The sequence below is a fragment of the Spirochaeta lutea genome, from assembly GCF_000758165.1.
Classification (GTDB): Bacteria; Spirochaetota; Spirochaetia; order DSM-27196; family Salinispiraceae; genus Spirochaeta_D; species Spirochaeta_D lutea.
In genome coordinates, this window is record NZ_JNUP01000064.1 from 155,031 (window position 1) to 180,739 (window position 25,709).

Consider the following 25,709-nt stretch of genomic DNA (forward strand, 5'->3'; position numbering starts at 1 on the left):
TTAGTCGTCGTGTCCGTCAATGCGCTGGACTTCCACCCGCACATGGGTTAGAAGGGCTGCTGCAGCACCGATAGCCGCGAGTACGGGTGCAAAGAGAGTCAAAGCTCCGCCAACTGCCACACCTGCAGTTACCGGGATCTCAAAAAGGACTTCACCGTTTTCTTTTTTTATGGTGATTTTGCGTACATTGCCCTGATGAATAAGTTCTTTTATCCGCTCGACTAGTTCGCTACCGTTGAATTTAAACTCTTCTTTCTGGCTCATTGTGAATCCTCCTAGAAGTACTATACCACTTCTGTAGAATCTTATTCGAAAAAGTAATAAAAAAAGTGCGGACAGTGTACCATTCTGTCCGCACCATACCAGAAACCACGACCTCTAACAGAGGATCACAGCTGAAGGAAAACCAACGGAATCCCTTCAAAGCATAACCAAAATCCACAGTCTTAGGAGACTTTGTACTGACAATATATAATACCGTACAAAAATAGTCAAGTATAAATGCTAACTATCTCACATGAGATGTTTATACCTTTCGGTGGTAATCGGCTGAGGGCCAGATTGACATTCCGAGGATGCTTGTCTATTTTTCTGGTATGACAGACAAACAAGTACCGATTACCAAGTCTTGGGTTGAGGAGCATCAGGCCACCATTCCTACACCCTACCACCTGTATGATGAGCGGAATATCCGGGAGAACGCCCGGTATGTAAACGGCGCCTTTTCCTGGGTGTCAAATTCTGAGGCGAAGCCCGGGGGATTTAAGAATTATTTTGCGGTGAAGGCTCTTCCTAATCCGGCAATTATGAGACTGCTTCAGGAAGAGGGGATGGGATTTGATTGCAGCTCAGGTGCGGAGCTTGCTCTCTGTGAACGGATTGGGGTTAGGGGTGAGGAAATTATGTTTACCTCTAACGATACCACCCGGGAGGAATATGAGAAGGCAGCTGCGCTGGGTGCGATTATAAACCTTGATGATATTTCCCATATCGCGTTTCTTGAAAAGACCCTGGGTTCATTGCCGGAGCTGCTTTGTTTCCGTTACAATCCGGGTCCACTCCGGGAGGGGAATGTAATTATCGGGAGGCCGGAAGAAGCCAAGTACGGGTTTACCCGGGATCAGATTCTGAAAGGCTATGAAATCTGTAAACAGAAAGGCGTGAAGCGTTTCGGACTCCATACCATGGTTGCCAGTAACGAGCTGGATCCGGATTATTTTATTGAAACTGCGCGGATGCTGTTTGAACTCGCTGTGGAGGTTAAGCAAACTCTAGGTATTTCTATAGAGTTCGTGAACCTAGGGGGAGGTATCGGGATTCCTTACAAGCCTGAGGATACCAGGGTAGATCTCGAGTATGTAAGTACGGGTATTGAAACCTTGTATGAGCAGATCATTGTACCCGAAGGACTGCATCCTCTCAGGATTGTCATGGAGAACGGTCGGATGATTACCGGTCCCTATGGATACCTGGTTACACGTGTTCTCCATCTGAAAAACACCTATAAGTCGTATGTTGGTTTGGATGCAAGCATGGCAAATCTCATGCGGCCCGGAATGTATGGGGCCTATCACCATATTACTGTCTTGGGCAAGGAGCATTCTGAACCGACCTCGGTTTATGATGTTACCGGAAGTCTATGTGAAAATAATGATAAGTTTGCCATCGACCGTTCCTTACCGTCCATCGGGGTGGATGATGTCCTGGTGATTCATGACACCGGTGCCCACGGCCATTCCATGGGGTTTAACTACAATGGGAAATTACGCTCCGCTGAGGTTTTATTGCAGATGGATGGATCCCCCCGGGTAATTCGTAGAAAAGAAACCCTGGAGGATTATTTCGCAACCCTGGAATTCTAATACGAAGCTTGAGTGCTTTCCGGTTGATTGCATCACCCGGATGTATTGGATAGTGCGCAAAAGGTTGTAAACGACACCGATATAGCGGCGCAGGCTATAATCCCACCCATGGGTGGGGTCGCCGGGGTGCAATAGTACAACCTCTGCGCACCAGCGATACATTACGAAGATAGGTACTCTAGTGCGAGGGATGCTGCATACGTCAGGGTGAAAACAATAAAGCTTTTTGATATGGCCCCCATGGAGGGGCCTTTTCTTTGGTGGGATAGACCGCGGCTGATGGCTCTTCCTATGAGGATTACGGATACCCCCCAGCCGACTGTTACAAGCAGCAGGCGGGGGAGATGTATATCCGAGACTAGGAGGGCAATTAGATACGCAAGGGTGATTTCACCGTAGATGAGCACCTTGGAAAGGCGGTAACCAAGAAGTATCGAGAGGGTTTTTCGGCCTGCCTTGGCATCTCCTTCAATATCGCAGGTATTATTCACCGTTAATATGCCAGCAATAAAAATGGTACTCGGTAGGGACGATAGAATCACCCCGGAAGAAATCGGAACATTTTGACTCAATACCACTACGAAAAACAGAATAGAGCCCAAAAACCCTCCGGCAAACAGCTCGCCCAGAGGAGTACGGCTGATGGGTTTGGGTCCCCCAGAATAGAGATACCCGGCTGATAAACTTAATACTCCCAGAATGAGGAGCGGCCATCCCGTTCTAAGAATGAGTATGAATCCGAGAACGATGGCGATAGTAAATAATCCGGCGGAGATGAGAAGGGCGTAGGCAGGAGGTACTTGTTGATGCACCAGTACCTTATCCTCTTCGCGGTTATGCTCGCGATGATCCACCTGATGTTCATAGTCGAAAAAGGTATTAAAGCCGGTGGTCCCCATGTCTACCAGGAGGGCAGCAGAAACGGTAAGAATTAGGTTGGTCAGGTTCAGCTGGAATCCCTGGGCAAGCAGGTAGAGGTGAGCAATGAGCAGGGTGGAGACGGAGACTATTTTTGTTCGTATTTCGACTATGCGAAAAAACTGGTGGGCCGTTAGACTCACAGGATGTGCTCCAGAAAGCGTTTGGTTCGATCCTCCCGTGGATTCTCAAATATGTCCTTCGGCGAACCGGTTTCTACGATTTGTCCCTCGTCCATAAAAATAACGGTGTCTGCGGCGGCACGGGCAAAACCCATTTCATGACTTACGACGAGCATGGTCATCCCTTCTTTGGCAAGATCCATCATAACGTCAAGCACCTCTTTGATCATTTCTGGATCTAGGGCGCTGGTAGGTTCGTCAAAGAGCATGACCTTTGGATTCATCGCCAGGGCCCGGGCGATGGCGACCCGCTGTTGTTGGCCGCCGGAGAGTTGATCCGGGTAGGAGTCAGCTTTGTCGGCGAGTCCCACCCGCTCTAAGAGATGCCTGGCCGTTTCTTGTGCTTCCCCTTTCGGTATGTGTTTTACCGTGGTAGGTGCCATGGTGATGTTATCGAGCACGGTGAGGTGGGGGAAGAGATGGAAATTCTGAAACACCATCCCCACTTCTTCCCGGATTAAACGGATGTCGGTGCGGGGGTCGGTTACCGAATCTTGATCAATCCAGATTTGACCCTTGCTGAGGTACTCAAGGCGGTTAATGCTGCGCAGCAGGGTGCTTTTTCCGCTGCCCGAGGGCCCGATGATCAGAATGACCTGGCCGGGTTTAACGTCTAAAGAGACATTGTTTACGGCAAGAAGCGAGCCGAACCGTTTAGTCGCATTGCGAATAGTCACCCGGTTATGTTCGGGTGGATTTGCAATCTTTGCAGATCTAGTTTTTTTTGCTGTCACGATTGTCTAACCTTTCTTCGAGGATTCCAACGAGTTTAGAGAAAAAGAGGGTCAAAAGAAGGTATACCAAGGCTACCACAGTAAAGGCTTCAAAGTACTCGAAGGTTGTGGATGAGTATTCCCGGGCTCTACGGAGCAGGTCGCTCACCGCCAGGATTGAGACGAGGCTTGAATCCTTTAGCATGGCGATAAACTCGTTTCCTACCGGGGGGAGGATGATTTTAATGGTTTGTGGCAGGATGATCTTTCTGATGGCTTGACCGCGGCTGAGTCCCAGGGCGAGGGCTGCCTCAAACTGTCCCCGGGGTATGGATTGTAATCCCGCCCGGAAAATTTCTGCCATGTATGCCCCGTAACAGATTGTCATAGCGGTGATTGCACTGATAAACGGAGAAAGACGTAAAATTCCACCCAGGGCAAAATAAATATAAAACAGCTGTACCAGAAGGGGAATACCCCGGATTATTTCCACATATACCGTAGCAATGCGGTTTATGAGAATGTTTCGGGATATACGTCCGAGTCCGACAAATAGCCCTACCACCAAGGATAGCAGGATCGAAATAACGGTGACCTCAAAGGTTACGAGTACCCCGTCGGGTATGAACGTAAGAATTGTCCAGTATGGATCAGGTTTTACAATGGGTAAGATAATGAGAAGGGCGAGGGCTCCGAAGAAGGCAATGTTCCACGAGCTGAATAGAGCGTTGTCGCCGCGTTCGGGTATGAGTTGCCCGTCAGATATTTCAATACGAAGACCCCCTTTTACGGGGGTCTCTGAGGTTTTTTCTTTGGATTTCTCGTTTAGTACAGCCACTTTGCCTTAAGCTCCTCTAACTTTCCGGACTGAGTGATTGCCCTGAGTCCGGTGTTAATCAGATCAAGAATCTCGGAATTTCCCTTGCGGACAGCGATCCCGAAATATTCTTCGGTGAAGGGTTCTCCGACGATTTTTAGGTTCTCGGCATAGCTTGGATTCTGCAATGCAAAGTCGGCAGCGATGGGGCTGTCTGCGATTACGGCATCAATATCGCCCTTTTGCAGTGCGGCCATGGCAAGACCAATCTCATCATAGGATTTCAGGGTGGCGTTCTCAATGGACTGTACCGCGATGGCACCAGTGGTGCCCTGTTGTGCTCCGATGCTTTTTCCTGTGAGATCCAAGTGGCTAGAAATATTGGTGTTATCCGTACGGACAACTACCACCTGGCCGGCGTTTACATAGGGGTCTGAGAAATCCATCGATTTTTTCCGATCTTCGGTGATGGTTACAGAGCTAATAACAGCATCATACTGGCCGTTTGCCAGCCCGGCAAAGATTCCGTCCCATGCGGTATTTTTTATTTCCACGGCGAAGCCGGCTTCGGCGGCGATGGCATTCATTACATCGATGTCGAACCCTACGAGTTCTTTATTCTCATTGATGAACTCCATGGGGGGCCAGGTTGCATCACTGGCTACGGTTATTGTGAGAACTCCGTCGGCGCTTTCTTGACCACCTCCGGCGATTGCAAGAGGTAACACGGCCAATACCATGACCAGAGTTACGATAATCTTGATGATTCCTTTCATGTGTACTCCTCCTGTATAATTATTCAGTACAATGTAAAATTATACAGTACGGAAGAAAAAAGTAAAGATAGATTGGGGGGAGTTTCTTGCCGGGACGATTAGTTTCTCCATGCACGAAAGGTTGTACCATCGCCCTTCGACGACACTACCCCTGGAGCTGGTCTGCCTCTAACCCCGCTATATCCAGTGTATTCAACAAGCTTCTCGGCACTTGGGTAGTGTTTATACCGGATTACGGAGATTCAGGTGGAGTAACGAGGTGGGTATCCCCGGTGGGAAAACGGTTATTCGTTTATGTGTTCGAGTCCGTCGTTTATTATGCAGGAGACATGGCTATCTGAGATGGAATAGTAGGCGGTTTTTCCCTCTTTTCGAAATGTGACGAGATTTGCTTGGCGGAGGATCTTCAGCTGATGGCTAATACCCGATTGACTGGCATTCAGAGCTTCCGCAATTTGACCGACGTTGAGTTCTTTATTCATGAGGGCGAAGAGAATGCGCTGCCTGGTTGGATCGCCGAAAACCTTAAAAAAATCTGCGAGTCTTTGCAGGGTCTGGTTGTCCGGGGCAGGATTGTAATCGTGACATAGGGGTTCTACCATGTCGTTCTGGTGATTCATTGTATTACTATACACCAAGGTGGTACTAGGGTCGAGGCTGGGTTGGGAAAAGAAAGCGAATACAGAGTCCTGTGGTGTTGGTATGGGGATTTACTAACAGATCTCCTCCCATACTTTGGGTTAGGGAACGGGCGATGGATAGTCCGAGTCCTAAGCCCTGGTTTGAAGCAGTACCGGCTGCTCCACGGAAGAAACGCTGGGTTATCTTTTCCTCCTCCCCGGGTTCGACGCCGGGACCGTGGTCCAAGACCTGAATCATGACAGCCCCAGCCTGAGGATCGTACCAGGCGGAGATTTGTACGGGCGGTGCTCCGTAACGGTAGGCATTATCCAGGAGGATGGTGAGCAATTGGGTTATGATCTGAGGGTTACCCCAGGGTTCCAGGTCTGGGAGCGCTGCAACCTGTGATGAAATATCCTCCGGACCTATCTCAGTATGGGTTGCTGTAAACTCGTGCTGTACTGTCGTTATGGTGTGGAGCAGATCAAAGGGTTCCTTAGGAATAGGGCTGATTCCTGCATCAAGGCGAGAAAGGGTCAGTAGGTTTTCTACGATCCCCCGCATGCGGAAAAGCTGATTCTCTAGGTCGGAGAGAAGTTCTTGGGAGTCGCCAGAGGAGGTATGGGTGGAATAGCTCATGAGTTCCTTGCGGAGCAGCTCGGTGAAGGCCAATCCTGCTGTGAGGGGGGTTCGTAACTCATGGCTTGCATCTGCGAGGAAGTACTTGAGGCTGTCTCGCTCCTGCTGCAACTCCCTGTACTTTTGGGCTAATCCGTCGGCCATGGCGGAAAACCCGATACTCAGTTGTTCAACCTCTCGACTTCCCGGGTTTTTCAGAATAAAGGCGGTTCCAGGGTTGGGGGGATCCTCATGGGGAGATGTCTTCAGGGAAAATTCCTCAACCCTGGTCTTCAGAGAAAGTAAGGGATTAGCAATATTCCGGGTGATTACCAGGGCCATAATAGATGCCAGCAGCAGACTCAAGCCTGCTGCCGCTGAATACCCCACTAGTGCATCCTTTTGTATACGATCAAGAAACGTCGTTTCTGAAAGGAGTTCTAATGCGGGTGAGCCAGGAAGGGGAGAAAGAGGTACGACAAGGCGGCTGCCGTCGCTGCGGGTGGGATTACTACCCAGGGGTTGGTCAGAACTATTCCGGGAGCGGTGCATGGCTGGTCCCAATTGATCAAAGAGAAAATCATGAAGGGGCATGGTAGGCCGGCCGGAATTTCGTTGGAATAGGATTGAATCTGTTACCTGCCCTGATTCATCGAGGATTCGGAACTGCAACTGAGATTGTTCCTGTTCCCTGGAAAGCAATCGGCGCAGTATCTGGTTATCTAGGGTGCTTAGGTTTGGATCGTTGGCGTTATCTCGTTGACGCCGAAACTCTTCCAGGAGTTGGACAGCCTTCTGCTCAAGATAATCTCTACTGAGGTTCCTCGTGTATCCCCGAAGAAACACCAAAAACAGCCCGCCAAGAAGCAGCAGGCTGAATAGGGTGGTAGAGAGGAGACCGATGGTAATCCGTGACCGGATAGATGGTATCATGTGCTCTCCCATGTACGTAGCGAAAATGCCGTGGTATTAACGACGACCGCGGCTCGGACCCCGGGGGGTGTCAGGTGTTCCGAACCCGCGCTCTTGGAAAAAACCCATGGGTCCCGTCCTGGCATTCCCGAAGGCTCTGCTCATTCCAAGATTGGGGAAGGGGTGGTATTGAATCCCAAGGTAGGGGTGACCATCCTCTGATCCCAGGGTAACAGTAATCTCTTGGGAATCGCTGGATTGTAACAGAGATTGAACCGTGAGCGATACAGAATCTCCGGGTTCCAGTTCTGATATGATACCGGCTACATCGGCGCTGGCCAAGGGTTCGCCGTTTATTTCCGAGATGAGCATTCCAGGGGTAAGTCCTGCCTTCTGGGCGGGGCTATCGGGTTGTACTGCAACAATGACCGCACCGAGGGTACCCGCAGCAGAGCCATCCCAGGGAACTACCTCATCGCCGAAGAACATCCGTCCGAACATTCCCGGCTGGCTGTTTTGGGTTAGAATACCGATGTACGGGCGGAAGAGACGGGTTTCGATGGTAAGGTTCTTTGTAAGAGATGCGGTTCCGCGCTTAATTTCCAGGGCAACGGTCTGACCGGCCTCAAGGTCTGCGAGAGCTTGATCGATATCCTGCCTGGAGTTCACCGCAGTACCTTGGATTGAGAGAATGATATCTCCCCGCTGGAGTCCTGCCTGGTGAGCGGGTGTGTCCTGGATAATCCCGGTGATTAGGACGCCCTCGTATTCCACCAGTTCAAGATCCTGGTTCTGCCAGAGACCCTGCTGTCCCATAGAGCCGTGGTACCCGCCCATGCCGGGAAAGAATCCGTTTCCGCGGTACTGAACCGGTTGTACCGCGCCTTGTTCATCTGTACCTCCTGCAAAGCCTATTCCTGCAATGAGGAGACTAAGAACCATCAGCAAAGCCATGGTCCGTGTCGTGTGTCTATCTTTCATAGAGCACCTCCTGAATTAGGTATGCTCAAACAATACATCCAGCCCTTTAAGGCGGTGTTGCGGTTGCTTTAAGATTTCTTAACATAGGGGCTCACCCTTTCGGCGGCTCTCAAACCCGGCGGAACTGCAGGATCGTGGGGTTCCTTGGGTGATTTATTCGGTGAATCGGTAGCCGAACCCCCGGACAGTCTGAATGAATTGGGGGTTTGCCGGGTCTGATTCGAGTTTTTCCCGGAGATGGCGGATGTGTACGTCGACGGTGCGTTCGTCTTCTAGGAAAATTTGCTCGCCCCAGACAGCGGTAATGATCTGCTGACGCGTCACTACTTGGTTCGGGTTATCCAGGAAGTAGAGCAGGATTCTGGTTTCAATGGGGGTGAGGAAGATTTCTTCTGAAGCAGAGGCTGATTGGCGGTAAAGCCGTTGGGTGCCCCGGTGGAAGGTCAGGGTGCCAAAGACGGTGGAATCACCCTGGGAAAAATTCTGAGAATATGAACTCCGCCGGAGTAAGGCTTTTATGCGGCTCTGCAGCTCCCGGAGGCTGAAGGGCTTGACCATATAGTCATCAGCACCGATTTCGAGGCCGAGAATGGTATCAATTTCCTCGTCCCGGGCTGTTAGCATGAGGACGGGAAGGGTGTTGCCGGATTCGCGGATTTTTTTGCAGATGGTGAAGCCGTCCAGACCCGGCAGACGGACATCAAGGATAACCAGGTCTGGATGGTTTTGGGAGATCCAAGGCAGGGCATGGTCGCCGTGGTCGACGTGGGCGACGGTGTACCCCTCCTGGGTCAGACCCCGGGTTACGGCTTTCGCGATTCCCGGATCGTCTTCGACAAGCAGCAGTGTAGCCATGGTGATAGTATCCGGATTGGACCCCTAGAAGGCAAGGGTTTTTATTGCCTCCAGATTTTTCGGATTTTGGGGGTGATCGCCTTCACTTGTATACATGTATTCCAGAAGCTCGCTATGGGATTCATGAATTCGGTACCGGACCATCTTCATGGTGGAGTTTATCATCTTGTTGGCTTCAGAGAAGGGTTCGGTAAGGATTTGGAAGGTTTTCGGTGTCCACGCCTTGGGGAACCTGCCCTTGTAGGCTGATTCGGAGAGGTATTTGTGGAACTGACCTTCAATGACTGGCAATAGTTTTTCAGGGGAGGTGATTTTTTGCTTGTCCTTGAGGTAGCTGAGGGTATCGCTGTCCAGAGAAATGAGGGCGGTGGTGTACTTCTTATGATCGCAGTAGAGCATGCACTGGCTGATTACCGGAGCCACGTTTACGATAGCTTCCTCAATTTCTTCGGGGCTGTATTTCTCTCCATCGGGGGAGATTAGTAGTGCCTTTTCCCGGCCCGAAACGTACAGAAAGCCGTCGTGGTCCATGCTGCCGAGGTCCCCGGTGTATAGCCACCCGTCTTTCACGGTCTGGGAAGTGGCATCGGGATTGCGGTAATATCCCTTCATTACGTTTATACCGCGGATTATGATTTGCCCCTTGCTGCCCAGGGGCAGCTCAGTACCTGAATCATCGACAATCTTGCATTCAATTCCGGGAAGGATATTTCCGGAGCTGCCGATTTTATGCAGGCCATCACGGTTGGTGGAGATTACCGGGCTTGCCTCGGTTAGACCGTATCCCTGGTATACCGGAACACCGATAGCCTTAAAGAACTGCTGTTGGGTTACATCCAGATATGCTCCTCCGCTGATACAGAACCGGAGATTACCACCGAAAACCTCTCGGAGTTTTGGGAAAATCAGGAGATTGGTGAGGGCAAACGGCCAGAAGTGGAAAAAGCGGGTTACTATTCCCGGCTTATTCCAGGCATCGCCGTTCATAATGATGCGGCTCTTCAAACCCCGGTGGAACAGTTTTTCGATGAACCCGCCTTTTTTCCGGATGGCTGTAAGCATCCGGTTCATGAAGTTCTGGGTCAGGGCAGGAACTGTGAGCAGAAAATCGGGCTTTACTTCCTGTAGATTGATGGGGATATTTCGAAGGATACTCATAGCTCCACCCCGGGCATCTACAAAATAGAGGGAGAATTTCCGCAGAAGGGCTGCGTAGAGGGCGATGGTGTGGGCAAAACTATGGTCAACCGGCAGGATAACCAGGGTTTTCAGTCCATAGGGAATGAAAAACAGGTCGGTGGATTGGGTAACATTGGCGCAGAAGTTCTGGTGGGTGAGCATGGCGCCCTTGGGGTTGCCGGTGGTTCCCGAGGTGTAACAGATGGTGGCATTATGATCTGGACTGATATCCGATTCGATGGCAGCTACCTGGCTCTGAACCTCCTGGATTTTTAGGGCTTCGGATCCTTGGGCGATGAGATCTTCCAGGGTAAAGAGCCCGGAGCCGAATCGTAGACCGGTTTCCGCCTCAATCCGCTGGATGCTTTCCTGATCAGAATCCAGGTAGATGAGTTTAGGTTTTTCCTCAAAACTGCTGTACACCTGAAGAACCTTATCGATGGTAACCTTACTGAAGGCCACTGCCTTTGATTGGGAATGGTTAATCCGGAAGGGGAGCTCCTCGGCCAGTAATTTAATGGACAAGGGGACGGTGGTTCCGCCGGAAAGCAGAATCCCCAGTTCTGATATAACCCATTCCGGCCTTCCTTCTGAGACCAGGCTTAGATTGCCCACCAGGTCGTGGGACAGGAGTGCAGCAGCAAGAGCCCTTGCCTGCTCTCGGGCTTCCTTGTAGGTGGTACCCTTCCAGCCGTCATCAGTCTTTTTAAACAGATAGTCTGAATCGCCGAATTCTTCACAGGCGAAATTTAATAGTTCCGGAATGGTTTTAAACATGAATCACTCCTTGTTGGTCATTAAGACCAGAGCTGAGTATGGATTTTTTTGACATGGTCACTGCTTAGAATACCAGGAAACCAGCAGAAAGCAAAGTAATTATTGAATTGGCTTCAGTAATGGGCTGATCGGGAATGGGCGAATAGGGCAGACCTCTTCAAGAATCGAGGGTGTTTCCAGGGCAGTCGGATAGTATTGGCGCTCAGCTCTTTGAGATGTTTGGTTCATGGTGATTCCAATGCTTCTATGGAGCGTAAAGGATTATACCATCCCCGCTGTCGGCGACCTCTCGTATTGTCCGCCGAGAAATCCCCCAGGGGTCATGAGTGTCTTTGTTTACTGGTTGTCTTCTACCGGTCCATGTTCCGCTGGGGATTGGCGGGCTGGGCCATCCCCTTCGGCCGCAAACCTGGCAAGGATGATTTCCTCCCTACCGAAGCCTCCATAAAATACCAACTCTGCCTCCTCCAGGGTGTCACCGGAGATGTGGTAGCCCTTGGTAAGACTGAGATTTCTCAGGAATATATTCTCATATTCCAGGGTTCTCCCGGCCATCTTTGTACTCGCCAGGGATGAAAACTCGATGGTTCCGCTCTGGGGTGTACCGCCGGTTACCTGGTAACGCCCGAAGAACTGATTGACACCTCCGTGTCCCTTCAAGGGCGGTTCTGCCTGGGGGAGGAGCTGGAACCAGACGGTTCCCTCGGCGGGTTTCCGTGCTGAGTCGGATTCAAACAACCAGGTCAGATTCCATCGTGGTCCCTCAATGGTCGGGATGTTTACCGCGGGTTCGGGGACAGGCTCAGGCTGGGGTGCCGGTTCCTGGACGGGTTCCGGATCGGCAGGAGGAGGGGGTTGTACCGGGGAAGAGGTGGCACAGCTCCAAAGCATAACGGCAACCAGAATGGGAAGCAAAACCAGGGGTAGGTGAGTAAAGCGTTTCATGGATAAAACCATATACTAGATTGGGGGTGTCTGAAAGCCAGGTAGAACAGTTCTTTTTAATGCACATCTTTTTGGCGCGCGAAAGGTTGTAGACGATGCCGGATACGGCGGTGCTCGCTGGGGTCCAGCCCCGGGGGTAATGCCGTCGAGGTGTAATACCACAGCCTTTTCCACACTAGGCAATATATTACTGCAACATACGGGATTGCCGGTAAGAGAAACTTGCGGGCCGGGGTAAATTCTGGTAGTGTCGCCCTATCCATGCGCATAGAAATAACCTATAAACCTGGCCTCGCCGACGGACGGGCAAAGCGGACGGCCCACCGCCTTGCCAAGGTCAACCAATTACCAGTTGACCATGTACGTATTGTCGACGTTTATTGTCTTGACGGAATTGCTGGTCTGGAGCCGGATCAGCTACAGGGAATTTTCTGCGAAGAGGTGTCCCAAGATATTCTCGTTAACCGTTCCTTTGCCCGGGAAGAGAGGGCGAATCAGGATGGCGGTGAGCAGTCCCAGGGCTGGGACCTGGCGGTAGAGATTGCCTATAAACCGGGAGTGACAGACCCGGTGGCGATTACGGTGCGGGGAGCCCTGGAACTGGAGCTTGGGGAAACGCTTCCCGGGGATGCAGTGATTCAGACGGCAAGACAATTCATCATCACTTATAGCCCGAACGTTGAGGCTGCGAAAAAAGAAACCCTGCCCCAGGACATCTCCCGTGCCCTATACAATCCCCTCATTCAACAAGCCGGTGTGATACCCCGCGAAGTCTTTTTTGCCGGGAAGGGATTTCCCGAACTGTACCCCCTGGTACATACGGGAGAGGTAGAACCGGTGCAGATGTACGATGTGGCAACCATGACTGATCAGGAATTGCTGGTTCTCAGTAAAGAACGGCTCCTGGCGCTAACCTTGGATGAGATGCAGGTCATCCGAGATTATTATCGAGATCCTCGGGTTCAAGAAAGCCGCCGGGTCTCGGGATTATCGGCCTTTGCCAGCGATATTGAATTAGAAATGCTGGGACAGACCTGGAGTGAACACTGCAAACATAAGATTTTCGCTGCCGCTATTGAGTACCATGACGGTGCTGAGGTAACGATGATCACCCGGGGGGTGTTCAAAGAGTTCATCAAGGCTACCACGGATGAACTCATGAAGCTGCGACCGGATTTACGGTCGGTGTTTCATGATAACTCCGGTGTCATGGATTTTGATGATGACTATGTGGTCTGCATAAAGGCGGAGACCCATAATAGTCCCAGTGCGCTGGATCCCTACGGCGGGGCTATTACCGGAATAGTGGGGGTAAATAGAGATATACTAGGCACGGGCATAGGTGCATGGCCCTTTTTTAATACCAATGTTCTTTGTTTCGGTCATCCCGATACTCCCCACGAGGATGTGCCCTCCACTCTGCTTCACCCTAAAACCGTGATGGCGGGTGTCCATGAGGGCATTGTTGACGGCGGAAATCAGAGCGGGATTCCAGTGGCCGGCGGAGCCTTCCTCTTTGATGAGAGTTACCTTGGTAAACCCCTTGTGTTTTGCGGTACCGGCGGACTCATGCCCCGGATTATCAACGGCCGCAATTCATGGGAGAAGCGAATAGAGCCGGGAGATCTGGCTGTGATGATTGGCGGCCGGGTGGGGAAGGACGGTATTCACGGTGCCACCTTCAGCTCCCTTGCCCTGGACGAGACATCTCCCACTAGTGCGGTCCAAATTGGTGATCCTATTACCCAACGGAAGGTTATCGATTTCCTCATGGAAGCCCGGGACAGGGATCTTTTTAAGGGACTGACGGATAACGGGGCCGGGGGACTGTCGTCGAGTTTTGGAGAGATGGCAGAGTACAGCGGGGGCATCCGAATCAACCTTGAACAGGTTCTGTTAAAATATCCCGGGTTGGCACCCTGGGAGATTTGGGTGAGTGAGAGCCAAGAGCGGATGAGTCTTGCGGTTGATCCTGCGAAGCGGGAGGAGTTCTTTGATCTGGCCCGCCGGCTGAGCGTTGAGGCATGTGCCATCGGGGAGTTCACCGATTCCGGTAAGATCGAACTGTACTATCAGAACCAGCCGGCGGGTGTACTGGATATGGATTTTGTTCATAACGGTCTTCCCCAGATGAGGCTGAAAGCTCGTTGGGTGGATTCATCCCAGCGCAGACCCTTGTCGGTCCAGGTCGCCGAGGCCATTCGGGAGGTTATTACCAACCGGGGTGGCAATGATGAGATGTTAATCCACCAGGATCTTCTCAATCTTCTGGCTGAGCCCAATATCAGGAGTAAGGAGTCCTTGGTTCGGCAGTACGATCATGAGGTTCAGGGCCGGTCGGTGGTGAAGCCGTTTGTTGGTGAAGCCGGGGACGGGCCCAGTGATGGAGGGGTACTGCAGGTGCGGGAAGGTAGTTACCGGGGGGTGAGTGTTACCCATGGTATTTGCCCCAGGGTGGGTGATGATGATACCTATGCCATGGCCCAGCTGGGTGTTGATGAAGCATACCGTGCCCATATTGCCCTGGGAGGGGATCCCCTGGGGGCAAGTGCCCTAGATAATTTCTGCTGGCCGGATCCGGTTTTAAGCGATGCAACTCCGGATGGGGAGTATAAACTTGCCCAGTTGGTTCGGGCAAATCAGGGGTTACAGGAGATTTGCCGGGCCTACACCCTTCCCCTCATTTCCGGAAAAGATTCAATGAAGAACGATGTTGTTCTGGCGGGAAAAAAGGTGTCGGTACGGCCCACTCTTTTGGTTACCCTTATGGGTATTGTGCCCGATGTCAGGAGATCCGGGACCAGTGATTTTAAGGATCCCGGGGATAGGATCTATCTGATTGCCGGGGGTGATTCCGCCCGGGAAGATACTCCTGATAACCGGATCAGTGATGTTGCTATGGGGGGATCTTACTACGAGAAACTCATTCAGCAGCGGTATAAAGGCGGGTATCTGGATTCTGCTGCCGATTATAGCAGGGACTCCCGGGTGCACCTCGGTGCGGCTCCCAGGGTGGATGTGTCTCGGGCACCGGCATTCTACACTCAGGTTCACGGGCTCTTGTCCCGGGGTATGATCAAGTCCATCCACGACCTTTCCGACGGCGGTCTCGGGGTTGCCCTAGCAGAATGCTGTATCGGAGGGCGGCTTGGAGCTGCGGTTTCGCTTTCAAGCATCGAGGGACTTCATGAAAACCTTGCTGAGTCCCGGTATCTTCAGCAAGCCTTTGCATTGTTTAATGAGGAGCCGAGCCGATTTATTATTTCAGTATCCCCGGAGAAGGAGACAGAAGTACAATCTGCCTTGGATGGATACCATGTGATGAAATTAGGAACAGTTGAATACCCGGAGTTTGGCTTGGAAATTCGCTGGGATGGTGAACCGGGAAACCGATGGTCCATGGATGAGTTATTGATGGCCTGGAATACCGGATGGGAGGAGTAACCATGGGCATGAGTGCAGCGCGGACAGTGCAGGTCGGGATTATAACGGGCTTCGGAATCAACGCTGATAAGGAGTTGGGACAGGCTTTTACCCTTGCCGGAGGCGAGGTTCGGTATTGCCATATCAATGATTTACGGGCAGCGCCTGAATCATTGCTCGACTTTTCTATTATTGCGTTTCCTGGTGGGTTCTCCTTCGGTGATCATGTTGGATCCGGGAAGATCCTGTCCCATTTGGTTCGAGTCCAGTTTCGGAATGTCTTGGATACACTGATTGCAGGAGGAGGATTGATCCTCGGTATTTGCAACGGTTTTCAAACCCTGGTGAAAATGGGGATACTACCCAATCTGAACCAGGATTGGACCCCCGAGGTGTCCCTCATTCATAATGAGTCGGGTGAATTTGTGGATCGATGGGTAGAACTTCAGGTCAACCCGAGAAACGGTTCCCCATGGCTCCATGGGTTGTCTGAAACCCATATTGAGTACCCGATTCGTCACGGGGAGGGCCGCTTTATTCCTCGGGATGATACGGTATTGAACCAGTTAAAACAGGGGAATCTCATTGCCTTTCAGTATGCCGAGAATCCTAATGGATCTGTGGATGCCATAGCGGGAATTACTGATGAGACGGGCCGGGTTCTCGGGCTTATGCCGCACCCGGAGGCGGCGGTGTCGTTTTATCAGAACCCCCGGTGGGCTCGCCAGGAAGCTTCTGGGGGACCCACTCCGGGATTGCAGCTACTGAAGAATGCCGTGGACTGGGCGGCCGGGATTTAATTACCCGGTTGTTTCTTCTGATGGTTGTGGGTACCTTATATAGAGATGCGAAATACAATGTTAGTTGAGGCAAGGGTTTGGACCCTGCTCCGGACCGACCGGGGTAGTGCTGTTCTGGTTAAACCCTTGGAATCCACCCGGGTGGTGCCAATATTTATCGATACGCTGGAGATTCGATCCATTCGATTGGGACTGGGGAAGGTGTCGTTACCCCGGCCGCTTTCCCATGATCTCATGCTCAGCATTTTTGACAAACTTCATCTGGTTGTAGACCGGGTAGAGATCAATGACCTGCAGGATGGCATTTTTTATGCTCGCATTATTGCGCGCCAGGGGATGAAGAAATACGTGTTCGACTCTCGCCCATCGGATGCTTTGAGTATAGCAGTCAGGGTGGAATGCCCGGTGTATATCGCCGAGTTCATTGTTGATGAGACGGGCATACCTGAAACAATGTTCACTGAAGCTCCGGAAATCAGCCCGACGGAGCTTGAGGAATTGATGTCGGTAATGGATGAGGAAGAACGGACCGAGCTGGAGTCTGAAGTTTCTCCCGGGAGCAAATCAAAAAAAGAAGAAAACCCCCTAACACTGATTAGAGAACAGCTTGAGCAGCGGTTGGCTGCAGCTGTGGCAGTGGAAAACTATGAAGAGGCTGCTGCTTTGCGGGATGAAATCAATGATATCGATCGGATGAGTGGGGAACAGTCAGCTAGCAATCCTAATCATGACGATAAATCGGATGAGAATCCCGGTAGTTAGTGCGCAAATGGTTGTAAACGACACCAGATATAGCGAAACAACCTATAGGTAAACCCATGGGTGGTGTCTCCGGGGTGCAATGTTACAAGCTTTTGCGCACTAAGAACCGCTTACCGCCGCCGGCACTGGAATCTACTGGTTCCTCTGCATAGTGCACCCTTATCGACCGCTTACCTCCTCCGACTTCGGTGTATTAATAAATATGACGCCTTAGGCGGAAATAAAGAATGCTGATTGCAGGATCGAAGCACCACCTCCCAACCGTGTCAGGGTGATTCTTGCTCTGCCTGCCTTTGGGCAATCAGGGACTCCAGATCCCGAACAAGCTGGGTAAGTTCGGAGTAGGTTTCCTGGGAAATTTCTTCCGGCGCATAGAGAGAACGTTCCAAAAGCTGGAGGATCCTTGTACTAATTTCTCGGGCATATTCGGGAATAGCTCCGACAATCTCCCTGAGAGTCATGTGTTGGGTCAGAACAACACCAAGGGAAATCGCGGCATCAAGAAATCTACGGAAGAGATCTATGAGGCGATTAAGGGTCTTGTTTCGTTTACCCTTCAGTGCTTCAGTTGTTCGCACCTGGGTGAGATAGCTTTGTAAAAACTCGTCCGATGAGAGTCCGGCTTTTCTTGCCCAGGATCGGTGTCGGAAACGAAAGATACTCTGTAAAAGCGACCATATTCTTGCTAGAATTTTTCCTACACCCCGGAATAGGTTTCCAAGCCAGCTCCGGGAGAAAAACTGGCCCAGGGTTCTAAGTAAGTGACTCAATCCTCCATGCTGGATGGCGGGATATACTAAAAAGATAATAACCCCCAGTACAGCACCGATTTTTAAGGAATTAATAATAATCTCTATGAAAATAGTCCAGAACTCCGAGGGTTGGGCCGCGACCTCCTCCATAGGGGGCTGTCCCCATTGGGGCAACTCGGAGGTAGTGGTCAGAAAGTGTTGAATTTCCATAGCCGTCTGGCTAGATCGGTCCGATGAGAAAATCCCCACAATCCAAATAAAGATTGATTCAAGCACAGCCAGGGGTAGAAGGGAGCGGTTACGGGCGATGAAGAATGGGATGAGAAACGAAAACCCGATAAGCACCAGGGCAAGCCCGACCCGGGTTACCCGTTGCTCATCCGAAGCAAGACAGGTCCGCTGAATCGTACGGTGGTCATCCAAATAGGTGTTCCCCAAAGCAAGTCCGGCCAAGGCAAAGACGCCTGATATAATGGCAGAAATTTGGAATGGCAGGGTGATTTGAACCTCTCCGAGCCACAGGGTTAGTGTCATGAGGATGAGCAGGAATATTCCTCCAATACTCCCCCGGTTCAGAGATACAATCCGGGACAACCCATCCAGAATCCGCGGATGATCCTGTTGCAGTACGTGGAGCAGGTCTTCACCGCGTTTACCCGCCATATCCAAGAGGAGTTCTTCACGGTCGAGCAAGGCATTATGCCGGGAGCCCATGAGCCAAAACACAAAAACGGAGAAGAGTGGCGGGCTAAGGGTTGCAAGGCTCGGTAAAAACCGGCTGAAGTCGGTCAGGGGACCTGGTAGAAAAAGACCTGCGAGTAGATAACTTACTACACCGGTAACAATAAAGACTCGAACCCGCAGAAAGCGGCCCGTATCCGGTCCTGTAAAGAAAAAGGTTATAATCAACTCGGTAGCTACTGCAGCTAGGCAGATAATGAGAAAAAACCAGAGGGGCACACCCAGTGGCTGAACGAAGGCAGTCATCAGGGCTGATAGGAAACTCAGTACAGCAATACTGAAGGATACGGCGTACACCCCGGCGATAATAATGTGAAATCCTGTTAATAGATTCTGAGGGGTCCGGTCCTGATTAGTCATTCAGTACATCCTCCCCGAACTCCGTTATGGTAAAGACCCGAAAACGATTACCCGGCAGGAGATCATGACCGGTGATGCGCTGGGGTTGGGAAATTTTCTCGTCGAGAATCCAAAGGTCGATGTTCCAACTGTGGCTAAAGGGGGCTATGGATTGGGAGAATTCCTCCCTGTCCAGGCTCGGGCCAATGTAGATAATCCGGGTACCCGGGGAAGGTCTGAGACGGAGAACCTGATTAAATAGTTCTCTGGAACCTTCAGGCCAGCCTTGGGCCGGTCGGGTGAGGATGGCTAACCGGCTGAGGATATGGGAGGCTTGTCCCCGGCCCTTGCCGCTGGGTATACAGAGCAGGGGTATCTGGGATTCCTCTTGGCTGGGCTGTTCCGGGGGGGCTTCTGTATCATCCAGGGCTTCCCCGGTATGGGCCATGGTAACTCCGTTGGTTACAAATGCTACATGTTCGCCCAACTCTCCCCAATAATGTACTGCCGAAGCGGCCGCTTCCACTGCCCGTTCGAGGTGGAGGTGGGCTCTTCGGCCCTTAAAATCTTCGGGATTCAGGTTCAGGAGAATGATTCCCGGTACGGACAGGGTTGCCAGATACTCTGCTACCTGCATCTGACCGGAACGTGCGCTGACCTTCCATTGGATGCGTCGGGGATCGTCCCCGGGTTCATATTCCCGGATGTTTCGAAACCGGCTCGGATCTTCATAGAGGGGGTTCTGAATTTTCAGGGGGCCCATGGGAGCTCCCCGTTGGAGGAGCAATTCCAGGGGAAATATCCGGGGGAACACCAAAAAAATGCCCGGGAGGGTGATGGTCCGCTGCCAGGGGAAAAAGCCCATAGGATCTGATGACTGGAGGGTGATGGGTCCGAGGGCGTACCGTCCGCGTTCGTGGGCCTTAACATGGTATGAAATTCGTACCCTCTGTCCCGGAGACAGGGCGATTACCTGGCGTTCCCGGTCGTCGGAGATGAGTGCCCCCGGCTCATCGGCAATCAGCAGGGTCGGAACCGGGAGGGGCAGATAATTGGTGACAATGAGTTGGGTTTCGGTCTTGGTGTGCCGATATGCCACTACCTGAGATTCCGCCCGGTCCACCCAGATGTGTTTTTGCATGAGGCGTGAGTACACCCAGGAGAGCAGTACCAGCAACAGGGTAGATAGGGCTATCCACTGAAGAATCTGCAGGGGAATGAATACGAGGATAAAAAGACTGATGCCGGTGAGTAAAACAGTACCCCGCACTGGTGGATCAGCCCTCCTTGGGCTCGGAGACCAGGGGAACCTCGGTAGCTTCAATCAGTTCGGTAATCAATTGTTCCGGGGTAGTGCCGCGTATTTGGCTTTCTGGTTTAACTATAATCCGCTGAAGAAACACAGGCTGAACGAGCTCCTTCACATCATCGGGGATTACGTAGTGGCGGCCCCGGAGGGCGGCTAGGGCCTGGGCAGCTTTGGAAAGGGCGAGGGTACCTCGGGGGCTGACACCGATTCGAATGGAGGGATGGTTTCGACTCGATTCTACCAGGGTAACAATGTAATCGAGTATTGAGGGATCCATGTAGACGTGGTGGAGGATACCCTGTATGTCCGCCACCTCTTCGGGGGAGGTTACCGGGGCGAGATCCTCAATGGGGTGTCCCGTTCTGCGTTGTCTGAGCACCACCTCTTTTTCTATATCCCGGTGGGGGTAGCCCAAACTGAGGGTCATCAGAAAACGGTCCTTTTGGGCCTCCGGGAGGGGAAAGGTTCCCTCAAAATCAATGGGATTTTCGGTGGCAATGAGAAAAAAGGGTTTGGGTAGGGTGAGGGTGTGACCATCTACCGAAATCTGTCCCTCGGCCATGGCCTCTAACAAGGCTGATTGGGTACGCGGAGTGGCACGGTTAATTTCATCTACCAGTACCACATGGCTGAGGATGGGGCCCCTGCGAAATCGGAAGTTTCCTTCCTGGGGATTATAAATAGAAACACCGAGAACGTCGGTTGGCAGAAGATCCGGGGTCCCTTGGATGCGGCTAAATCTTCCTCCCATACTGGTTGATAAAGCCCGGGCAAGGATAGTTTTACCGGTTCCCGGCAGATCCTCTAGGAGTATATGACCGCCCAGGAGAAGGGCTACCAGCATATGTTCCACAACCTGGGGTTTACCGAGGAATACCTTTTCCACCTCGGCGGTTATTTTAGCCGCCCATTCTTGAGTCTGGGCTATCTGCTGCCTGCTGACTGTTTTGCTCTTGTTCTGTTGATCTGCTGCCATTATCCTGCTCCGCTGCCTTGAGATACGTTTCTTTATCGACCATGTAGTAGCGGCCGGAATTGTTCCAGAGAGAGAATCCTGATCCGCCGCCATTTATGGTACCACGAATCTGAAGATTCAGATACTCGGTATATTCAGGATACTCGTATCGAAGCTCCCCGCCGATGAGGAAGGCCTGAATGTACGGACGGATAAGTGCGCGATCTCCTGTAATGGTACGTGCTCGGATAGTGCCCTCATCGTAGAGGGTTTCAGCACGTTCAAAGTAGGTCTGTTCCGGGAGGAAGTCCCGGGCGTAGTGGCTAGGATAGGCCATGGGGCTAATGACATCCACATAAAAAGATATTGCCTCAATGTCTTGTCCCAGGTATCCCATCCGTGCCCAGGCATTGAAGCCGAACACATCGGTTCCAATAGGAATGGTAAGGGCTTCTCTGGCTTTCCGGAGAAAGCTGCTCAGGGCTTCAACCCGGTGGGGGATGTCATCCTCGGAAGCCGCACCCGGTTCCGGCCAACCCGCCCGGGCGAGAAGCTCGGGGTGGACCACCAGGCCAGCTGCCTGTTGCTCCTCGTAACCCTGGGGGCGGGATTGGGAATCACGTTGCTCGTAGTAACGGCTGCGGATGTTCCGGGTAAGCCCGTCGGAGGGAAAACGGATGTAATCGAACTGGATTTCATCTACACCCAGCTCTTGAAGTTCCCGGGCTATGGCGATGTTGTACTGGTGGACAAAATCCGCATAGGGATCGACCCAGTACTCGATCTGAACCCATTTGGATTCGGGTTCGGGATTTTCCTCCGAGGCGGCCGGGGTTTCCTGGCGCCAGACGCCCCAAGGTGCGTTTTTTGTGTGGTCCCAGAGGGCATAGGAATGGTTTTTATACCGGTAGAGCTGTTTGTCCTTAAACACCACTACCCGGGCAATAACATAGATTCCGCGTTCATGGGCTTTCTGGATGAGTTCCTCAACATCAAACCGGATCCACTGGGAATCCACCTCGTCGATGATTTCCAATTGCGAGTCATAGGTTAGGTTCCCCTGATCGTCCTTAAAATCCACAATGATGCTGTTCATGCCATGGTCTTCAACAAAGTCCAGGTGTTCTTCTAGGTTGTTTTCTGCCTGCCAGGGATTGAGATAGATGCCCCGCTTATCCGATGCTTGCTCCCGGCGTCGCCAAAAATCCTCGTCTAGTTGCTTCGTCTGGGCGGCTTCTTGGTTGGCTGCAGGAGGTATGGGCCAATTCTGGGGATAGAGGGGCAGCAGCCGTCGACTGCGGGGGCTTGAGGCATCCCGAGGAAGGTCCAGGGGCCGAAGGTAGCCTCCCTGAATGGCCGGAACCCGACTGGAGAGGTCTTGGGAGGTACCCATCCAGGTGATGGCTGCCCTGTCCATGCTGTATTCATACCAGGTGTTGCTGTATCCCTCCCGGATAAGCAGGGTATTCGGGGTTTCGGGGTGAAACAGTATTGCGGCTGCTTCATTGTAAAAACCGGCGCCTTGGTAGAAGGTATTCAATCCCCCCCGGTCGTTCAGGAGGCTCCAGGTTTTACCATCGTCGGTGCTTTCGTAAAAACCTTCGAAGCTGGTTCCGATGATAATATGCCGGGAATTTCGGGGGTTTACGGCTGCGGCGGTGAGATAGGTGCTCGTGTTTATTTCACTCAGGGGATCCAAGGATTCCCAGGTAGTTCCGCTGTCTGAGCTACGGTATAACCGCGTCCGGGATGGGTACACGAGTACCTCCGGGGGATCAGTTGGGGGTGAATCCTGTAGACCAGATGAGGATGAAGCGGGTTGATGCTGGGAAACCAGGGTAGCTGATGGGGACTCTCCGGGTTTCTCCGAGGGCACCGGGGTACCCCCTTCCGGGGAAGGGGTGAGCACCTCCGGTCGGGTAGCACCGGCATTAAAATCACCCTTTCCATTTGAAGAAATGAAGGAAGTACTATATACAACTCCGAGGGTCCCCAAAAGGACCCCCATGACACCCGAGATAAGGATTGTTTGCTTTTTCACCCGGTCAGTATAACCGGAACGGTATTGCTTGTGCACCTTTTGTCGGCTTGCTACAATTAGAAATACAAGGAGATTTGATTACGATGAAATTTTCAGGATTAAACCGCCCTCTTGCGGGGGTGCTGGTTCCCGTGTTCTCTCTGCGGTCGAAGGAATCAGCCGGGACGGGAGAATTCCTGGATCTAGTACCCTTCGGAGATTGGTGTAAAAAGTCAGGACTTGAGGTAATTCAGCTGCTGCCGGTTAACGATACGGGGGATGATCCTTCGCCCTACAGCGCCCTGAGCGCCTTTGCCTTGCATCCCCTGTATACCCGGGTGCAGGCCCTCCCCGAGCTGGATTCGGTGAAAAATAAGCAGGAAATCATCAAGAAGCTTGCAAACCTGCGGGTAAGCCATGATGGATCCTCCCGGCTAGCCTACCGCGATGTCCTGTACGGCAAGCTTGAGATTCTTCATGATGTGTTCCGTGCCAATGAGGCTGTCATTACAGCGGATAGCGAACTCAAGACGTGGATAAAACGCAATCCCTGGGTGACGGAGTATGCGGTATTCCGAGCCTTGAAGGATCGGGAGCAGCTGCGGAGCTGGGTTGAGTGGTCAGATAATATCCAGCCGACCACTGAAGACATTCAGAAACTGTGGAAGTCGAAGAAATTACCGACCTTGTTCTATGCCTGGATTCAGTACCGCCTGGAGCAGCAGTTTTTGGCTGCAGCGCAGCATCTTCAAACCCTGGGAATTCTGTTGAAGGGTGATATTCCCATTCTGATGAATGAGGACAGTGTGGATGTCTGGGCTCACCGGGATATCTTCTATGTGGACCAGCGAGCTGGTGCCCCTCCCGATGGGTTCAGTCCCGAGGGTCAGAACTGGGGATTCCCCATTTACAACTGGGATGCTTTGCAGGCTCAGGATTACGGGTGGTGGCGCCGTAGACTGCTACAGGCAGATAAGTTCTACCAAGCCTACCGGATCGACCATGTTTTAGGATTTTTTCGGATCTGGACCATCGGCACCGAGCATAGTACCGGAGCCCTGGGATATTTTAATCCGGCCGCGTACATCCACCGGGCAGATTTTTACCGGAAGGGATTCGACGATGCCAGGATACGGTGGTTGAGTGAGCCCCACATCCGCGGTGAGCATATTCGGGGTGTTTTCGGTGTGCGTTCCGATGAGGTAATTAAGCTCTGTTTCAGCCAGGTTGGCAATGAGGATCTCTATGTCTTTACCTCAGCAATAACGGGTGAGAAGGCCATCCAGGAGTTACCCATTGCATGGCAGGAAAAGGATACCCTGTTGGGCTGGTTCAGAGATCGAACCTTCATTCAGGTTAATGACCATGAGTTTGCTCCAGCCTGGACGTTCCGGGATTGCAGCCGGTTCCAGGAGTTGGGGGACGGTGAGAAGGCAGCCATTGAGGAACTGGTGGCCCAGAAGGGTGGAGAGAGCGAACATCTCTGGGCACAGACGGGTAAGAGACTCCTGGGATTTATGCGAGAAACCGTCGAAATGCTGACCTGTGCGGAGGATTTGGGTGCAGTTCCTGACTGTGTTCCCCGAACCCTTGGTGAACTTTCCATCCTCGGTTTAAAGATTCCCCGATGGTCCCGGCGCTGGCATGAGCCCGGGCAACCCTATGTTCCAATTTGGGACTATCCCTTTTTGTCGGTATGCGCCCCTTCCGTCCATGATACCTCCACCCTGCGGGATTGGTGGGAAAATGAAGACGGCAGCGAGGCTTTCTGGTACAGCTTAGGCTGTCATGAGGGATATCCCCGAGACTTCAACCCTAGTATTGCTCAGAAGGTGCTCAAGAAGCTTATGGAAGCCGGATCGGCCCTGTGCGTTTTTCAGCTCCAGGACTATTTTGCCCTCTACAATCCCTACAGGGTCGATGATCCTCAGGATGAACGGATCAATATACCTGGTACAGTCCAGGAGACGAACTGGTCCTACCGGATTCCTATGACCATTGAGGATCTGCAGAAGGAGGACGGTTTTACCGCTGCGGTCCGAGATGTGACCTCGGTACGGGCACAGTCCTAGCCTGGCTCTGGATGTACCTTCTGTGCGGGCTCAGTCTGATCCCCGGTCTGGGGGAGGGTTTCTAAATCCCCCGAGAGCCATGGGGATCCGGGCACAGTCCTAGCTTGGCTCGGCGGAAGATTCTTTGCCCGTCCCCGGCTGGTAACCTAGTGCGTAAAAGCCTGTGATCTGCCCTGAGTATCGTAGATTTATCCGGGAACCGATCCAGGGTAGTCCAGCCGGGGGGTAAAAAGCTCTATTGCTTCGCGCGCTCGGCGAGGGCCATGGGAGTATTCGGTCAGAACCCCGGAACCCACCCGGAAGGCCCGACGGCAGAGAGGTTCACCCTGCCCTGGGCGTAAGTAACTAAAAATGGTTCACAAAGAACCGGTAAAGAGGGT

The 25,709-nt window shown here is 52.1% G+C and carries 20 protein-coding genes; 5 read left to right on the plus strand and 15 right to left on the minus strand.

The window, feature by feature from the left end; all coding sequences use genetic code 11:
* A complete protein-coding gene (locus DC28_RS08730) occupies positions 1 to 264 on the minus strand; it encodes a DUF4342 domain-containing protein (RefSeq protein ID WP_037547806.1) in 264 nt (87 codons plus the stop codon).
* 332 nt (positions 265 to 596) lie between these two features.
* Between DC28_RS08730 and DC28_RS08735 the strand changes: the two genes are divergently transcribed.
* On the plus strand, positions 597 to 1,862 hold the full coding sequence (locus DC28_RS08735; RefSeq protein WP_037547808.1) for a diaminopimelate decarboxylase: 1,266 nt from the start codon (positions 597 to 599) through the stop codon (positions 1,860 to 1,862).
* A 161-nt stretch (positions 1,863 to 2,023) separates the two neighbouring features.
* On the opposite strand, the gene DC28_RS08740 is transcribed toward DC28_RS08735, so the two are convergent.
* The 10 genes from DC28_RS08740 to DC28_RS08785 form a co-directional block, all read right to left on the minus strand.
* On the minus strand, positions 2,024 to 2,923 hold the full coding sequence (locus tag DC28_RS08740; protein ID WP_037547810.1) for a prenyltransferase: 900 nt from the start codon (positions 2,921 to 2,923) through the stop codon (positions 2,024 to 2,026).
* The gene (locus tag DC28_RS08745) at positions 2,920 to 3,699 is read right to left on the minus strand and encodes an amino acid ABC transporter ATP-binding protein (protein ID WP_408020231.1); all 780 of its coding nucleotides are present in this window, start codon (positions 3,697 to 3,699) and stop codon (positions 2,920 to 2,922) included. Before DC28_RS08745 ends, DC28_RS08740 begins: the two co-directional genes overlap by 4 nt.
* Entirely contained in the window at positions 3,677 to 4,513 is an 837-nt protein-coding gene (locus DC28_RS08750) for an amino acid ABC transporter permease (protein WP_052078662.1), read from the minus strand. The genes DC28_RS08745 and DC28_RS08750 overlap by 23 nt, the downstream gene beginning before the upstream one ends.
* Positions 4,501 to 5,268 carry a basic amino acid ABC transporter substrate-binding protein gene (locus DC28_RS08755; protein WP_037547812.1) on the minus strand — a complete coding sequence of 256 codons (768 nt, stop codon included), beginning with the start codon at positions 5,266 to 5,268 and terminating at the stop codon, positions 4,501 to 4,503. Before DC28_RS08755 ends, DC28_RS08750 begins: the two co-directional genes overlap by 13 nt.
* A gap of 284 nt (positions 5,269 to 5,552) precedes the next feature.
* Complete coding sequence (locus tag DC28_RS08760; RefSeq protein WP_081942081.1) at positions 5,553 to 5,888, minus strand: ArsR/SmtB family transcription factor; 336 nt, start codon at positions 5,886 to 5,888, stop codon at positions 5,553 to 5,555.
* A 25-nt stretch (positions 5,889 to 5,913) separates the two neighbouring features.
* Positions 5,914 to 7,440 (minus strand): sensor histidine kinase, encoded by a 1,527-nt coding sequence (locus DC28_RS08765; protein WP_037547814.1) that lies wholly within the window; start codon positions 7,438 to 7,440, stop codon positions 5,914 to 5,916.
* A gap of 36 nt (positions 7,441 to 7,476) precedes the next feature.
* Positions 7,477 to 8,400 carry a PDZ domain-containing protein gene (locus tag DC28_RS08770; protein ID WP_081942083.1) on the minus strand — a complete coding sequence of 308 codons (924 nt, stop codon included), beginning with the start codon at positions 8,398 to 8,400 and terminating at the stop codon, positions 7,477 to 7,479.
* 153 nt (positions 8,401 to 8,553) lie between these two features.
* Positions 8,554 to 9,255: a response regulator transcription factor gene (locus DC28_RS08775; RefSeq protein WP_037547818.1), complete on the minus strand. Its 702-nt coding sequence runs from the start codon at positions 9,253 to 9,255 to the stop codon at positions 8,554 to 8,556.
* 24 nt (positions 9,256 to 9,279) lie between these two features.
* Positions 9,280 to 11,211: an AMP-dependent synthetase/ligase gene (locus DC28_RS08780; protein WP_037547820.1), complete on the minus strand. Its 1,932-nt coding sequence runs from the start codon at positions 11,209 to 11,211 to the stop codon at positions 9,280 to 9,282.
* Between the two features lie 336 nt (positions 11,212 to 11,547).
* Entirely contained in the window at positions 11,548 to 12,156 is a 609-nt protein-coding gene (locus DC28_RS08785) for an META domain-containing protein (protein WP_037547822.1), read from the minus strand.
* Positions 12,157 to 12,417: 261 nt separating this feature from the next.
* Between DC28_RS08785 and DC28_RS08790 the strand changes: the two genes are divergently transcribed.
* Genes DC28_RS08790 through DC28_RS08800 form a run of 3 tightly spaced genes read left to right on the plus strand, consistent with a single transcriptional unit; the run spans position 12,418 to position 17,141 of the window.
* Positions 12,418 to 15,600, plus strand: coding sequence for an AIR synthase-related protein (locus DC28_RS08790; RefSeq protein WP_052078663.1), 3,183 nt, complete (start codon positions 12,418 to 12,420; stop codon positions 15,598 to 15,600).
* 2 nt (positions 15,601 to 15,602) lie between these two features.
* Positions 15,603 to 16,379 carry a phosphoribosylformylglycinamidine synthase subunit PurQ gene (locus DC28_RS08795; protein WP_052078664.1) on the plus strand — a complete coding sequence of 259 codons (777 nt, stop codon included), beginning with the start codon at positions 15,603 to 15,605 and terminating at the stop codon, positions 16,377 to 16,379.
* 45 nt (positions 16,380 to 16,424) lie between these two features.
* A complete protein-coding gene (locus tag DC28_RS08800; protein ID WP_081942086.1) occupies positions 16,425 to 17,141 on the plus strand; it encodes a bifunctional nuclease family protein in 717 nt (238 codons plus the stop codon).
* A gap of 266 nt (positions 17,142 to 17,407) precedes the next feature.
* On the opposite strand, the gene DC28_RS08805 is transcribed toward DC28_RS08800, so the two are convergent.
* From DC28_RS08805 to DC28_RS15525, 4 genes are read right to left on the minus strand one after another with little or no spacing between them, the layout of a single operon-like run.
* Positions 17,408 to 18,994: a DUF4129 domain-containing protein gene (locus DC28_RS08805; protein WP_037547825.1), complete on the minus strand. Its 1,587-nt coding sequence runs from the start codon at positions 18,992 to 18,994 to the stop codon at positions 17,408 to 17,410.
* Complete coding sequence (locus tag DC28_RS08810; protein ID WP_037547827.1) at positions 18,987 to 20,243, minus strand: DUF58 domain-containing protein; 1,257 nt, start codon at positions 20,241 to 20,243, stop codon at positions 18,987 to 18,989. Before DC28_RS08810 ends, DC28_RS08805 begins: the two co-directional genes overlap by 8 nt.
* Positions 20,244 to 20,250: 7 nt before the next feature.
* On the minus strand, positions 20,251 to 21,258 hold the full coding sequence (locus DC28_RS08815; protein WP_081942087.1) for an AAA family ATPase: 1,008 nt from the start codon (positions 21,256 to 21,258) through the stop codon (positions 20,251 to 20,253).
* Positions 21,182 to 23,278 (minus strand): putative glycoside hydrolase, encoded by a 2,097-nt coding sequence (locus tag DC28_RS15525; RefSeq protein WP_156104636.1) that lies wholly within the window; start codon positions 23,276 to 23,278, stop codon positions 21,182 to 21,184. Before DC28_RS15525 ends, DC28_RS08815 begins: the two co-directional genes overlap by 77 nt.
* Before the next feature lie 83 nt (positions 23,279 to 23,361).
* Between DC28_RS15525 and DC28_RS08825 the strand changes: the two genes are divergently transcribed.
* Positions 23,362 to 25,329 (plus strand): 4-alpha-glucanotransferase, encoded by a 1,968-nt coding sequence (locus tag DC28_RS08825; RefSeq protein ID WP_037547829.1) that lies wholly within the window; start codon positions 23,362 to 23,364, stop codon positions 25,327 to 25,329.
* Positions 25,330 to 25,709 lie beyond the last annotated feature (380 nt).

Bases quoted from the DNA above. Each gene is read 5' to 3' on its own strand.
- DC28_RS08730 (WP_037547806.1), bottom strand. From the start codon at position 264: ATGAGCCAGAAAGAAGAGTTTAAATTCAACGGTAGCGAACTAGTCGAG.
- DC28_RS08735 (WP_037547808.1), top strand. From the start codon at position 597: ATGACAGACAAACAAGTACCGATTACCAAGTCTTGGGTTGAGGAGCAT.
- DC28_RS08755 (WP_037547812.1), bottom strand. From the start codon at position 5,268: ATGAAAGGAATCATCAAGATTATCGTAACTCTGGTCATGGTATTGGCC.
- DC28_RS08760 (WP_081942081.1), bottom strand. From the start codon at position 5,888: ATGAATCACCAGAACGACATGGTAGAACCCCTATGTCACGATTACAAT.
- DC28_RS08765 (WP_037547814.1), bottom strand. From the start codon at position 7,440: ATGATACCATCTATCCGGTCACGGATTACCATCGGTCTCCTCTCTACC.
- DC28_RS08770 (WP_081942083.1), bottom strand. From the start codon at position 8,400: ATGAAAGATAGACACACGACACGGACCATGGCTTTGCTGATGGTTCTT.
- DC28_RS08775 (WP_037547818.1), bottom strand. From the start codon at position 9,255: ATGGCTACACTGCTGCTTGTCGAAGACGATCCGGGAATCGCGAAAGCC.
- DC28_RS08780 (WP_037547820.1), bottom strand. From the start codon at position 11,211: ATGTTTAAAACCATTCCGGAACTATTAAATTTCGCCTGTGAAGAATTC.
- DC28_RS08785 (WP_037547822.1), bottom strand. From the start codon at position 12,156: ATGAAACGCTTTACTCACCTACCCCTGGTTTTGCTTCCCATTCTGGTT.
- DC28_RS08790 (WP_052078663.1), top strand. From the start codon at position 12,418: ATGCGCATAGAAATAACCTATAAACCTGGCCTCGCCGACGGACGGGCA.
- DC28_RS08795 (WP_052078664.1), top strand. From the start codon at position 15,603: ATGGGCATGAGTGCAGCGCGGACAGTGCAGGTCGGGATTATAACGGGC.
- DC28_RS08800 (WP_081942086.1), top strand. From the start codon at position 16,425: ATGCGAAATACAATGTTAGTTGAGGCAAGGGTTTGGACCCTGCTCCGG.
- DC28_RS08805 (WP_037547825.1), bottom strand. From the start codon at position 18,994: ATGACTAATCAGGACCGGACCCCTCAGAATCTATTAACAGGATTTCAC.
- DC28_RS08815 (WP_081942087.1), bottom strand. From the start codon at position 21,258: ATGGCAGCAGATCAACAGAACAAGAGCAAAACAGTCAGCAGGCAGCAG.
- DC28_RS08825 (WP_037547829.1), top strand. From the start codon at position 23,362: ATGAAATTTTCAGGATTAAACCGCCCTCTTGCGGGGGTGCTGGTTCCC.